The 13,942-nt window shown below is 71.1% G+C and carries 5 protein-coding genes; 4 read left to right on the plus strand and 1 reads right to left on the minus strand.

Annotated elements, in window-relative coordinates:
- Positions 1-164: 164 nt before the first annotated feature.
- Positions 165-4,583 carry a hypothetical protein gene (locus tag I5071_RS29205; protein WP_236516507.1) on the plus strand — a complete coding sequence of 1,473 codons (4,419 nt, stop codon included), beginning with the start codon at positions 165-167 and terminating at the stop codon, positions 4,581-4,583.
- A gap of 323 nt (positions 4,584-4,906) precedes the next feature.
- Positions 4,907-10,489 (plus strand): RHS repeat-associated core domain-containing protein, encoded by a 5,583-nt coding sequence (locus I5071_RS29210; protein ID WP_236516509.1) that lies wholly within the window; start codon positions 4,907-4,909, stop codon positions 10,487-10,489.
- Positions 10,490-10,666: 177 nt separating this feature from the next.
- Here I5071_RS29210 and I5071_RS29215 read toward each other — a convergent pair whose 3' ends face one another.
- Positions 10,667-11,233, minus strand: a complete 567-nt coding sequence (locus tag I5071_RS29215; RefSeq protein WP_053231010.1) for a PadR family transcriptional regulator — start codon at positions 11,231-11,233, stop codon at positions 10,667-10,669.
- Between the two features lie 122 nt (positions 11,234-11,355).
- Between I5071_RS29215 and I5071_RS29220 the strand changes: the two genes are divergently transcribed.
- Entirely contained in the window at positions 11,356-11,760 is a 405-nt protein-coding gene (locus tag I5071_RS29220) for a nuclear transport factor 2 family protein (RefSeq protein ID WP_236516510.1), read from the plus strand.
- Positions 11,757-13,784, plus strand: coding sequence for an NADPH-dependent 2,4-dienoyl-CoA reductase (locus tag I5071_RS29225; protein WP_236516511.1), 2,028 nt, complete (start codon positions 11,757-11,759; stop codon positions 13,782-13,784). The genes I5071_RS29220 and I5071_RS29225 overlap by 4 nt, the downstream gene beginning before the upstream one ends.
- The last annotated feature ends 158 nt before the right edge of the window (positions 13,785-13,942 follow it).

Consider the following 13,942-nt stretch of genomic DNA (forward strand, 5'->3'; position numbering starts at 1 on the left):
GCGCGGCGCGGATGATTGCGCGGACAAAGGGCGAAATTCGCGACGAATCGCAGCGTTTTCGCGCGTGATGGCCGCTGGCACCACGAGTGCTCAGGCGCGCCGCCGCCGACGCCCGACGCGTGAATCGCGTGGGCTCGGACGAGCCGCCAACCACGCGAGGATCCATGCGCCCGCAGTTCGCTCCGCTGTTCACTCCACTGCTCTTCGTCCTCGGCGCGTGCGCCGCAGGAGAAGCGCTTCCATCCGATCGCGAGGTCGAGCCCGCGACGTTCGCGCTCTCGACCGAAGGCGCCGACACCCCGGCCGCGCCGGAGTGCGGGCCCTCGAGCATCACGACGCCCTCGTCGACCTCTGCGGTCTGTCGCGGGCCGTGGGAGTACGAGCGCTGGGCGTTCTGCTCGATGTCGCACTCGTCGTGCGGTGCCCAGATCTGTCCGGATGGTCGCGACGGCGAGCCGCAGTACTCGACGTGCGCGCGCTGGGAGTTCGGCCACACGATGACGACCGAGACGGTCGCCCCGGCGCGTCGGACGGTCGGCGCGCAGTGCTGGCGCGAGGCCGAGCTCGATCGCTGGATGTGCCTGATCGACAGCGCCGAGGCGAATTCGGCGTGCCGCGCGCACGTCGGCGAGCGCGTCACCGCGCGTCGCAACGCCGTGCCCGCGGACAAGCGCGCGCTCGTGACCTCCACGTCGCAGTACCGCGTGGTGCGCCAGGCGACGCAGGCGAATCGCACCGCCGAGATCGAGTGCACGGGCACCGTCGAGTACCCGCGGGCGCGCTCCCGCAAGGACGCCGCGTGCGGCTGCGCGGTCGATCTCGAGTACCCCGTGTGCCGCGTCCAGCACGAGGACTGCGGGCCCGACGGCACGCGCCGGTGGTCGGCCTCGGGCCTCTCGCGCGCCTCGCTGTTCCTGAGCGATCGCAACGGCGCGTGGAGCGCGACGGGCGCGCACGGATCGTTCTGCACGAGCGCGGACACGCTGCCGATGGGCACCGCCACCGAGGTGCGCGCGAAGTACGCCCGGCTGCGGACCTCGTGGGACACCCGCACCGCGGCGCGCTCGACCTATGCGCGCAACCTGCGGCAGCTCTACGAGCTGCGCGGTGAGGCGCTCACCGAGGAGCAGCGCGCGTTCGCGCGGACGCTCTATCGCGATCACGCGGGCGCTCCGCTCGCGTGCGGCACCGCGCCGCCGGCGATCGTGCCGACCCGCTGCACCGACACGACGTCCGCCGACGTGCGCGGCGCGCTGCTCCGCTGCAGCCGTCTCGCGATGGGCCACGTGCCCGCGAGCGTCGACGCGCTCGAGCTCGCGAGCTGCGCCGACGCGCTCGAGCGTGCGAGCACGATGCCCGCAGACTGCGGCGCGGCCGCGGCGCGCACCTCGCTGCGCGAGAGCACGACGACGATCGCTGCGCGCGCGCTCTCGCTGATCGAGCACCCGATCGCCGGGCTCGGCACCTTCGAGCGCCAGCTCTATCTGATGGATCGCTGGGACACGGCGATGCGCACGAGCTACGCCGCCGACGGTCCGACCGACGCGCTGCGCGTCGAGCAGAGCGGCATCCGCAGCGAGATGCTCGGTCGGTTCTGGCGCATCGGCATGGCGCGACGCGACGTGCTGGACCCGCTGACCGGCGGTGGACCCCTCGAGACCGCGCTGGTGACCGTCTCGGATCGCGCGTTCGCGCTCGATCGCGAGGTGCTGGTCGCGGCGCACACGCGCGTGGCGTCGCTGCCCGCGGTGGTGGTCGAGGGCGTCACCGTCGCGCCCGCGATCACCGTGAACCGCGCGCCGATCCGCGGTGCGATGCTGCTGATGGTCACGGCGGACGCGCTGACCGGCCTCGACGAGCGCCTGTCGGACCTCGCGACGTTCCACGACTTCGCGTGTCAGTTCGCGCACTGCGAAGAGCGCGAAAGCCCGACCCGGCTCGCGCGCTTCTTCGCGGTCATCGCAGCGCTCGATCACGAGCCGACGCTGGGCGCGGAGCTCGGCGCGCTCCCGACGGCCGAGACCCTCGACGGCTGGCGCACGGCGTTCGCCGCGATGCGCGGACAGCACGCGGACTTCGCGACCGCGATGCGCGACGCGGGGCTCGCGCTGCCGCTCGCCGATGTCGAGTCGACGAGCGACGTCGCGCCCGAGGCGGTGTCGATCGCACGCATCGTGCTGCTCGCAGAGCGTCGTAGTGCGTCGTTCGCGTCGATCGGGCTCCTCGATCCGGTCGATCGCCGGACGCTCTACGCCGGCGTGAACGATCGCCAGCGCGACACGGTGATGACGACGATGCGGACCGCGATGGGCCGCCTCGAGGACAGCAGGCGCGACTACCGCCAGGACCTCACGACGATCGTGGGCGGCGTCGCCGATCAGGTGGGCAACGAGCAGTCGCTCGCGCGCATCGACGCGCGCATCGATCGACTGACGCGCGACATCGATCTCGCGACCCAGGACATCGCGGGCCTGCAGGCGAGCGCATCCGCGGAGGACGTGCGCTACGGCGATCTCGGCGCCGCGCTCACCGGGATCTCGGGCACGTTCGACTCGGGGCAGCTCGTGCAGGTCGGCGACACGACGCGCCTCGCGCTCGATGGCACCGCGGCGCGTTGGACCTGGGGCGCGGTCGACCTCGACGCTCACTCGGTGAGCACGATCGCCGCGGAGGCGGGAGAGGTCGTGATGCTCGCTCCGAATGGTCAGTGGGCCCCGACCTGCGCGCTGCGCGACACCCGGGTGCGCGGCGACGAAGGGGGCGCGCAGGACCTCGACGTCACGGGGATCACCACCGGGCCCGAGGGCTTCTCGCTCGTGATCAACAACGGGCGCACCGAGGCGCGCAGCGCGGCGTTCCAGACCTCGTCGGCGGGGAACGTCACGGTCGGCGTGCGCGGTGAGGTCTGCTACGGCGGCAGCGCGGTCGAGAAGGGCTTCGGGATGTCCGCGCAGGCGTGCGCGTACGTCGACGCGAGCTGGAGCTGGGGGCGCGAGACGACGCGCGGCCACTCGTCCGAGAGCAGCACGACGTGGTCGTCGCAGTTCGCGTCGGGCCTGCGCCTCTCGAACACGCCGTTCCCTCGGCTCCCGGTGGGCAGCCTGCTCGTGGTCGAGACCGCGCGCGACGAAGCCGCGATCCGTGACGTGCACGTCGTGCGCGCGCCCTTCACGCAGATCCTCGTCTCGTCGGCCGCCGACCTCTACGTGATCGCGAACGACGTCGACTGCGGCAACCGCGAGGACACGACGCACACGCTCACCGTCGACGTGCGCCGGTTCGAGAGCGAGACGACGCTCGCGAACGCCGTCATCACGCAGATGAGCGAGACGCTCGCCGAGATCCGCACGCTCGAGCCGCTGCTCGTCGCGCAGGGCTCGATCCTTCCGTCGCAGCTCGGTGCGGTGCGGAGCGAGGCGATCCTCGACCTCCAGACGCGCTCCGGTCGCGAGTACGCGACGCTGCCGGCGTCGCTCACCGGCCTCTTCGAGGCGTTCCTCGATCGCGAGATCGTGCGTCTCGAGCGCGCGGTGCAGATCGCCGCGCTCGATCGCGAGATCGACGCGATGTCCCTCGAGGTCGCGGATCTCCGACAGGAGCGCGTCCTGGTCGAGCACCACGGCCGGCTGACGCAGCTCGTGCCCACGTGGACGCTGCGCAACCTCGGCGGTGAGCAACTGCGCGACTCGGCGCGCGAGCTCGCATCGCAGTCGCGTCGCTATCTCTATCCCGTGCTCGACCTCTGGTACCCGGAGGTGCTCGACGAGCTCGACATCGCCGAGGCCGCGGAGCCGCTGCTCTCGGCGGGCCCCTCCACCAGCACGCTCGATCTCGCCTCGGACGTGGGCGCGGTGCTCGACGCGACGCTCTCGCGGTTCGATGCCGCGAGCCCGGGCTACAAGGAGACGGCGCAGCGCCCGCTCATCGCGGTGAGCTTCGTGCGGCCCGACGTCGTCGCCGATCCGTTCACGCCGATCTCGAGCCTGCCGAAGGCCGACGAGCAGCGCAGCGCGTCGCTGTGGTCCGACGTGCAGTCGCTCTCGACCGGCGCGATCACGATCCGTCCCGAGGACATCTACACGCGGTTCGGCGGCGCGGGCGGTCTGCTCGCGTGCACCGAGGCGGTGCCGGTCATCCAGCGCATGGCGCTCTTCGTGGTGCGCCCCGGCGGCGTGACCGACACCGACGATCTCAACGACGAGCGGCGCTTCCTGACCGGACGTGCGTCGGTGACGCAGCCCTTCGCCGAGACCTCGGGGCCGGTCACGTACACGCTGGGCAACGCGATCTGGCAGCAGTTCCAGGTCCCGGTGCTCTACGGCTCGTACACCGGCGCGCTCTCGACGTTCGTGCAGCGCGCGATCACGTCGGGCGCCGCCGAGCTCCCCGAGGGCGCGGTCGGGCTCTCGCCGTTCGGCAGCATGGAGATCGACTTCCAGGGCCTGACGTCGCTGCGCGACGGCGCGCTCGGAGACGGGATCACCACGCAGGGCACCGAAGCGACCGAGATCGTGCTCGTGATGCAGATCGACTCGCGCAGCACCGCGACGCCGCTCGCCTGGATCCCCCAATGCGCGCCCTGAGCTGAGTTTTCGGGAGGGGTCTTGGAAGACCCCTCCCCCCGACCGGCAAAGCCGGATCGGGGCCCCCCACCCCGAACACTGCGCGCGGGGCCCCAGCCCCGCTTGCTCTCGCCACTCGACGCTTCGACGCGCTCCGCGTCACGACGCGCGCGCGTCGCAGCCTCGTTCTCCATTCCCCATCTCCCCTTTTTCTCTCTCTCGCATTTCGAGAAGGAGCAGCGATGTCTTCCGTCCGACGTTCGTATTCGACGACTCTCGCTTCATTGGCGCTCTTCGGCGTCCTGAGCTCCAACGCGTCCGCACAGACCTATCGAGACGCGCTGGTGCAGGCTCCCACGCTCGGCGCACCGACGCGCGGGTCCGTCGCAGGCACGCTCGCGAGCCTGCGATATGCCCCGAGCGATCTCGCGCGCGGCACCTTCCATCTACCGAGCCCGTTCACCGTTCCGACCGAGCGCGGCCCGCTGCTCGCACCCGCGTTCCCTGCGTACTCGCCGGACGTCGGGCTCTCGGAGTGGGGCATGGGATGGGCCGCGGATCTCTCGATCCGACGATTCCGCACCATCGGCACCATCGACTACTCGTCGAACGACGAGCTGGTCTCGCCGTGGGGGCGGCTCGTGCGCGGCGACGACGGCGCGCTCTACGCCGCGGCGCTCGAGGAGCGCGTGCGCGTGGTCTCCGAGAGCGGCGGCTACGTCGCGACGATGCCCGACGGCACGCGCTGGATCTTCCGCGCCGCGGACGCGATCACGAACGCGCGCGGCACGTACCAGTGGAACGCGAGCGAGGTCGTCTCGCCGCTCGGCGATCGCACCGAGCTCGTGTGGACGTCGAACGCATCGGGACGTCGCTTCCTGTCCGAGGTGCGATGGGGCGGCCGCGGCGCGACGCGCGAGCACCGCGCCGTGCTCGGCTACGACACGGTCCCGGTCGCGCTCGCGGATCACGCGTCCGGCGCCCGGCTGCTCCTCGATCGACGCGTGCGCGAGATCGCGGCGGAGACGCGCGATCCCACGTCGAGCACGTGGGCGCGGCGCTGGACCTACGAGCTCGCCTATCGCGAGAGCCCCGCGGGCGCGGCGTTCTACCTGACGTCGGTCACCCGTCGCTTCCCGACCGGCGCCGCCGAGCCGGCCGTCACCTACGAGTACGCGATGAGCGAGGATCGCCTCGCCACCGCGTCGCTCGAGCGGATGACCGAGCTCGATGCGTACCTCGCGCGCGTCGGCGGCACCGGCATCCAGCCCGAGGTCGTGTCGTTCTTCGATCTCGAGGACGACGGCCGCATCGACATGGAGCACCGCTACGACCACTCGCTCGTGCACCACACCGACGCGGGCTGGACGTGGGAGGGACCGCCGGGGCGCGACGGGGACGAGCACGCGCTCTGCCGTCCCGCGGCGTCGCACCAGAACCGCCCTCGCCTGCTCGTGCGCATGACGCCCGATGCGGCCGAGCCCGAGGTCGTGGTCGCGTATCGCAGCGGCACGAACACCGGTCTCGTGATCTGCGATCGTGAAGGTGATCAGCTGCACCGCGAGGCCGTGCCCGGCGCGTGGGATCTCGGGGCGAACACGCGCCTCGTCGATCTCGATCGCGATCTGCGCCCCGACTTCGTGCGTGTCTATCGCGGCGGATACGAGATCCTGCGGAACGTCAGTGACGAGCGTGGATATCGATTCGAGCGCTCCGCGCCCGGCACACTGACACCCTCGTTCGCGCCGACTGCCACGTGGGTCCAGGACGTCAACGGCGACGGGCTCGCCGATCTCGTCGCGCGCAGCACCGCGAACGTGGTCGTGTGGTTCGGCCTCGGCGGCAATCGATTCGAGACCAACGGCACGACGTTCGGATTCCTGTCGTCGAACGGACCGGTCACGAACCTCGGCTCGTTCCAGATCACGTTCACCGACGCGAACCACGACGGCCTCGCGGATGCGCTGCTCTCGTCGGGTCGATATCTGATGCTCTTCACGAACCGCGGGACGCATTTCCAGCAGATCGCGGTGCCCGGGTTCTCGGCGATCACCTGGACCGTCGGTCTGCCGGTCGCGGCCGATCTCGATGGTCGCGGCGAAGAGCAAGCGGTGCTCGTGAACGGACAGAGCACTTATCGCATCACGCTGTCCGCGCCCGAGTCGGGGCTCATGGTGCGCGCCGACGACGGCCGCGGCGGCATCGCGCGCTTCGAGTACCGCCGCGCGCGTCCGACGCCCGGCATCGTGCGCCGTCCGCCGATGCTGACGCGCATGGAGGTGAGCGCGACCGGCGTGACGCCGGTCTCGTTCAGCTACGACTACGAGGACGCGGTGTTCCACGGCGCGGCGCGACACCTGCTCGGGTTCGGCACCGTGCGCCGCGACGCGCCGAACGCGATCGAGACCGCCGAGTTCCACTTCGACGACGACGTGTCGGGCCTGCTCGTGGGCACGCGCATCGCGGCGGACGAGACCGACGTGTTCCGCTTCGAGGCGCGTACCTACGACGAAGCGCGGTTCCGCGGCGTGCGCTTCCTGCGCCCGCGCGATCGTCACGCGGGCTGGTCCGATCGCACCGGCACCGTCGTCGACGGCACCCGCACGATCCACGAGGCCTACGCGAACGAGCTCTGCGTCACCCGCGCGCGCAGCGTGTCGCGCCACGGCGAGCTCGTCACCGAGAACCAGCTCGATCCCGTGCCCGGCCTCGGCGCCGCGCTGCACTGCACGCCGCGTGTGATCCGCAACGTCGGCACCCACCCCGGGCGCACCGAGCTCGACTTCGACTACCGTGCCGAGATCGAGCGCGACGCGATCGGGATGCTCACGCGCATCACGGCGATCGCGGGTGATCGGCGGCTCGTGCTGCAGGAGGTCGCGTACGACGCGCAGCACCGGATCGCATCGATCCTGGCTCCGTCCGAAGGTCGCACCGCGATGCAGTACGACCCGAGCACGGGCCTGCTCACCTCGATCACCGGACCCGACGGAGTCGTCACCGCGGTGACGCGCGACGCGCGCACCGACGCGCTCGTGAAGCTGCTGATGGGGCGCGGCCCCGGCGGCGACTGGAACCGCACGTTCCACTACGACGCGCTCGAGCGACTCGACGCGACGTGGGACGACGTGGGCGCCGGCGACGCCGCGCTCCCCGACCTCGCGTACGAGTACCGTTACGCCGACGCGACCCGTCCTGCCGCGATCCTCTCGCGCCAGCTGATCGACGCGTCGTCACGCTCGGTCGCCGAGACGATCGAGCTCCAGGCCGCGACCGGCGACGTGCTCGCGACCGCGGTGCGCACCACGCAGGGCTGGGCATTCGACGGGCTCGAGCTCGCCGATCCCTCGGCGTCGCGTGTCGATCGTTTCCACCGCGCCCCGGTGAGCGCGGATCCCCGCTCGCTCACGCTCGCGCAGCTCGTCGACGCGGCGTCCCGCACTGCGCTCGGTCATCGCGTCGACTCGGCGCTCGGCCATGCGATCGAAGAGGTGACGACCGTGCGCGAGGGCGTGCGGCGCACCACCGGCGAGCGCGTCGCGGTGCGCGCCGATGGCGTGCTCCACGAGGCGATCGAGAACGGCGTCGTCGCGGGCACGAGCGTGACCGACGGCGACGATCGTGTGATCACCACGACCGATGGGGCCGGCGCGATCACGACGCGCAGCTACGACGCGCTCGGTCGCCTGGTGCGCGTCGCGCTCCCGGGCGACGCGACCCAGTCGGTGGGCTACGACCACTTCGGCCGCGTCGGAACGGTGCTCCGCAGCGACGTGGGCCGCACCGAGCTCGAGTACGACGCTGTCGGCCGCATGCTGCGCCGGCGCGTCGTCGACACCGCGGGCGCGGAGCTGCGCTCGACGCGCTTCGAGCACGATGCGATCGGACGCGTCGTGCGCGAGGTCCATCGCCGCGCGAGCGACGGCGCCGAGATCGCGTACGAGCGTCGCTACGACGAGGGCACGGGCGAGCTCGGTCAGCTCACGTCGGTGCACGGTCCGGGGTTCGTCCGGCGCGAGCGTCACCACCGCGATGGTCGCGTCGCGCGCAGCGAGCTCGAGCTGACGGGCTTCCGCACCATCGTGGTCGAGCGGACGTACGCGGAGGACGGCACCGAGCGGAGCGCTACGCGCACCGTGCTCGATCCCTCGGGCCGCGTGCTGCTGCGCAGCGAGCAGACGACGGTCTACGACGCGCTGGGCCGCATCGCTGGGCGCACGCTCGGCGGCGCGCCGCTCTACGAGCTCGCGTACGACGGCGAAGGACGGGTGTCGCACGTGGCGTTCGCGAACGGCGAGATGCTCGTGATGCGCTTCGATCCCGTCACCCACGGCACGGTCGGCTACGACCACGTGACCGACGACTGGAGCCTCGCCGTCGAGGTCGAGCGCGACGCGCGCGGGCTCGTCTCCGCGGAGCGCGTCGAGCTCTCGAGCGGCGGCGACGCGCCCGTCGTGCACGATCGCGAGTACAGCTACGACGCGCGACGCTTCCTCACCGAGCGTCGCGGCCCCGACGGTACGTCGGCGTACACCTACGACGCGGCGAGCCGCCTCGCGTCGTCGAGCGATCTCGTCGGTCGGCGCACCCACACGCGGCTCGGCCGCACCGCGACGATCGGCACCTCGACGTATCGCTACGACGCGGCGGGGCGCGTGATCGCGCGCGACGGGACGACGATGACGTACGGCGCGCACGGCGAGCTCGAGCGCGTCACGCGCGACGGCCGCTCGTACGCCTACGTCTACGACGAGAGCGGCGCGCGGCTGCTCAAGCTGGACGGCGCGCGCGTGGTCGCCGCGTTCGTCGACGGCGCGTACCTCTCGGACGCGATGGTCGTCGAGCCGGTCGAGGTCGCAGGACGCCTCGCGGGCGTGCTGGTGAACGGCGTCTATCGCTCGGTCGCGACCGATCCGCGCGGCACTCCGCTCGCGACCAGCGAAGGCACGTTCGTCGACGCGAGCCCCTATGGCCTGCGTCGTGAGCACACCGATCTCTCGGTCGCGCTCGACTACGTCGAGCACGGCTACGACGCCGATCTCGGCACCGTGCGAATGGGCGCGCGCGACTACGACCCGATGCTCGGCGAGTTCCTCACGCCCGATCCGCTCTACTCCGCGGAGATCGAGCGCTGCGCGAGCGATCCGGTGCAGTGCACGCTCTACGCGTACGCGAGCAACGATCCGATCGCACACGTCGATCCGAGCGGGCTCGAGGGCGGGCCGACGCTCGACGTCGACCTCACGCTGCGGCTCGAGACGGGCGAATTCCAGGACGTGAGCCCGAGCTCCGCGATCCCCGACTTCGTGCTGTCTCCGGAGTCGCGCATCCACGGCCTCGAGGGCCAGGCCGGCGAGATCGCGGCGAGCGCGCAGCGCGGCTACAACGCGCAGTGGACGGTGGAGATGCACCCTCCGTCGTCGTCGTGGTGGAACGAGCTCGTCGGCGGGACCGCGGAATTCGTCACGCCCGAAGCGACGCTGACCGATGGCGACGTCCGCAACCTCACCAGCGCGCTCGGCAACATCGCGGCGGGCGGCGACCTGGTGCTGCCCGACAGCGGGGTCACGGTTCACTTCGAGGTCGCGAACGCGTACGCGCTGAGCGACTGGGAGTCGGGCGCCGTCGCGAGCGAGGCGAGGCGGACCTCCGAGGCGTCGAAGGAGTCGTCGTGGGGCGGAGGGGTCACCCTCGTGTTCGAGACGGGTCGCGGGCCGGACGTCGAGGTCACCGGCGAGCGCGGGTTCTCGAACGGCACCACGGGCAGCGTGGAGACGACCACGACCACCACGATCCCGATGCGCGGGCGCGACGTGGTCGGCAGGGTGACGATGGTGCTCGAGGGCCGACAGGGCTCGGTCCTCTGGCGTCATCAGGTCGACCTCGGCTATCGCCGCGTGTTCCAGACCGCGCCGCGCGCGCGCTGATCGATCCGCGCAGCGTACGTAACGGCGAGCGCATCGGGCCCGTGGCCTAAGAGGCCCCGGAGGCCCGATGCCTCGACCGGCGCTCGCTCCCATCGCGTGCCTGTAGAGCGTCGCGTGTGCCGGCGACCCAGGTCGGTGCCCGTCGATGCATCGGCGCCTCCACTCGAGCGCACGCGATCAGCGCCGCGCGGCCTCGCGCTTCGCGAGCACCTTGAGCGCCAGCTTCGCCCAGCGGATGTTCTCCTGCTCGAAGGAGATCCCGCGCAAGAGCGTGAGGTACGGGCCGACCCGCTCCTCTTCGACGAGGAAGTCCTCCTCGGAGCAGCCATCGAGCGAACGCTCGCGGCTCTTCTTGTAGTACGCGAGCTTCTGCTCCGCGATCGCCAGCCTCGCCTCGATGTGCGCCTTCACCGAGGCGAGGTCCCCGTGCTCCATGGCGTCGACCTGGATGAGCAGCTCGTCGCGAATGGCAGTCGGCTTCGGGTCGCGCGTCGTGAACTCGTGCAGCGCCTTCCGCCCCGCCTTGGTCAGCGAGAGCAAGCGCTTGTTCGGACGCTTCTCCTGCGCGACGACTCGCGCGGCGACGAGCCCTTCGTCCTGCATCTTCTCGAGCTCTCGATAGAGCTGCGCCGGCGTGGCCGTCCAGAAGTTCGCGACGGCATAGTCGAACGCCTTGGCCAGGTCGTATCCCGACGACTCGCTGCCGTCGGCGAGGGCCGCGAGGATCGCGTCTTGGAGCGCCATGCACGCCTTCTAGGCCGAGCAGGCGGACTATTCAACTCGTCGAATAGTCTCGTTTGACATCCCGGCAACCCGCGTGTAGTGCTTCATCGATTAGTCAACAAGTTGACTATCGGAGGGCGCGGATGGCCAAGTTCCGAGAAGCAGTCGACGCCAGGGATCTCGACGCGGTCGAGGCGATGCTCGCCGACGACGTCGTCTTCCACAGCCCCGTCGCGTTCAAGCCGTACGTGGGCAAGCCGGTGGTGAGCGAGATCCTCCGCGCGGTGATCGAGGTCTTCGAGGGCTTCCACTACGTCCGCGAGCTTCACGACGGCCGCAACCACGCCCTCGTGTTCGAGGCGCAGGTCGACGGGCTCGCCATCACCGGCTGCGACTTCCTCGTGCTCGACGACCAGGGAAAGATCGCCGAGCTCATGGTGATGGTCCGCCCGCTCAAGGCGGCGCAGGCGCTCGCAGCGCGCATGGGAGAGCGATTCCCCGCGATCCAGGCCGCAGTGATGGCGAAGCTCCAGGGAGGGCAGCAGTGAGCTCGTATCCCCATCTCCTCGCCCCGCTCGATCTGGGGTTCACGACGATCAGGAACCGCACCCTCATGGGCTCGATGCACACGGGCCTCGAGGAGATGCCCGGCGGCTTCGAGCGCATGGCGGCGTTCTTCGCCGAGCGGGCGCGCGGCGGTGTCGGCCTCATCGTGACCGGCGGTGTCGGACCCAACGCAGAGGGCGCGGTCTACGCGGGCGCGGCGACGCTCACCACCGAGGAGGACGCCGCGCGCCACTCCGTCGTGCCGCGCGCCGTGCACGACGCAGGCGGGACGATCTGCATGCAGATCCTCCACGCGGGTCGCTACGCGTACAACCCCGAGTCGGTCTCGGCGAGCGCGGTGAGGGCGCCGATCAACCCGTTCCGGCCGCGCGAGCTCGACGAGGCCGGCATCGAGAAGCAGATCGCGGACTTCGTGCGGTGCGCGCGGCTCGCGCAGCTCGCCGGATACGACGGCGTCGAGGTGATGGGGTCCGAGGGCTACTTCATCAACCAGTTCCTCGTCGCGCGCGTGAACCAGCGCACCGATCGCTGGGGAGGCCCGTACGAGAACCGCATGCGCCTCGCCGTCGAGATCGTGCGGCGCGTGCGCGAGGCCGTCGGGCCGCGCTTCATCATCATCTACCGCCTGTCGATGCTCGACCTCGTCGAAGGCGGCAGCACCTGGGACGAGATCGTCACGCTCGCCAAGGCCATCGAAGCGGCCGGCGCGACGATCATCAACACCGGCATCGGCTGGCACGAGGCGCGTATCCCGACGATCGCGACCAAGGTGCCTCGCGCGGCCTTCACCAAGGTCACCGCGAAGCTGCGCGGAGCAGTGACGATCCCGCTCGTCGCCACGAACCGCATCAACACGCCCGAGGTCGCGGAGCGCGTGCTCGCCGAGGGCGACGCCGACATGGTCTCGATGGCGCGGCCGTTCCTCGCCGACGCGGACTTCGTGAACAAGGCCGCCGCAGGACGCGCCGACGAGATCAACACCTGCATCGGCTGCAACCAGGCCTGCCTCGACCACACGTTCCAGGCGAAGCTCACGAGCTGCCTCGTCAACCCGCGCGCGTGCCACGAGACCGAGCTGCGCATCGAGCCGGCGGCGACGAAGAAGAAGGTCGCGGTGGTCGGCGCGGGCCCCGCTGGGCTCGCGGCCGCGACCACGCTGGGCGAGCGCGGTCACGACGTCACGTTGTTCGAGGCGTCGGACGCGATCGGCGGGCAGTTCAACCTCGCGAAGCGCATCCCCGGCAAGGAAGAGTTCGCGGAGACGCTGCGCTACTTCGAGAAGCATCTCGAGCGCACGGGCGTCCGCGTTCGTCTGGGCACGCGCGCCACGTCCGAGGCGCTGATGCAGGGCGGCTACGACGAGGTCGTCGTCGCGACCGGCGTGGTCCCTCGGAAGCCCGCGATCCCCGGCATCGATCACCCGAAGGTCATCAGCTATCTCGATGCGATCCTCGGCACCCGACCGGTCGGCGAGCGCGTGGCGATCATCGGCGCCGGCGGCATCGGCTTCGACGTCGCGGAGCTGATCACGCACGCCGGCGAGAGCACCAGTCTCTCGCGCGACGAGTTCTGGAAGAGCTGGGGGATCGACGCGAAGCTCGAGGCGCGCGGCGGCATCGAGGGCGTCCACGCGGCGCCTCATCCGCCCGCTCGTCGCGTCGTGCTCCTGCAGCGCAAGACGACCAAGGTCGGCGAGGGGCTCGGCAAGACCACCGGCTGGATCCACCGCGCGACGCTCAAGACGAAGGGCGTCGAGATGCTGAGCGCGGTGGAGTACGTCGGCATCGACGACGAAGGGCTCCACGTTCGCGTCGATGGCGAGACGCGGGTGCTCGCGGTCGACACCGTGATCGTGTGCGCCGGGCAGGAGCCGCTGCGCGAGCTGCACGAGCCGCTGACCGCCGCGGGCGTGAAGGTCCATCTGATCGGCGGGGCCGACGTCGCGCTCGAGCTCGATGCGAAGCGCGCGATCGACCAGGGCACGCGGCTCGCCGCGAGCCTCTAGCCCCACGTTTCGCGCCGTTTTCGCACCGCGGAATCTCGGTCCAGCTGGAGTGCTCGCTGGCGGAGGGCCCGCACGGGAGCGTGCGGCGCACGCGGACGGGAGGGCCCTGCGCCGGCGAGCCGTTTTGCACACTCTCACCATTCCCATCTGGCCACGCC

This window comes from Sandaracinus amylolyticus (genome assembly GCF_021631985.1).
Classification (GTDB): domain Bacteria; phylum Myxococcota_A; class Polyangia; order Polyangiales; family Sandaracinaceae; genus Sandaracinus; species Sandaracinus amylolyticus_A.

What these genes read in the sequence shown, in the direction of transcription:
- I5071_RS29205 (WP_236516507.1), top strand. Translation starts at nt 165, where the DNA reads ATGCGCCCGCAGTTCGCTCCGCTGTTCACTCCACTGCTCTTCGTCCTC.
- I5071_RS29215 (WP_053231010.1), bottom strand. Translation starts at nt 11,233, where the DNA reads ATGGCGCTCCAAGACGCGATCCTCGCGGCCCTCGCCGACGGCAGCGAG.
- I5071_RS29220 (WP_236516510.1), top strand. Translation starts at nt 11,356, where the DNA reads ATGGCCAAGTTCCGAGAAGCAGTCGACGCCAGGGATCTCGACGCGGTC.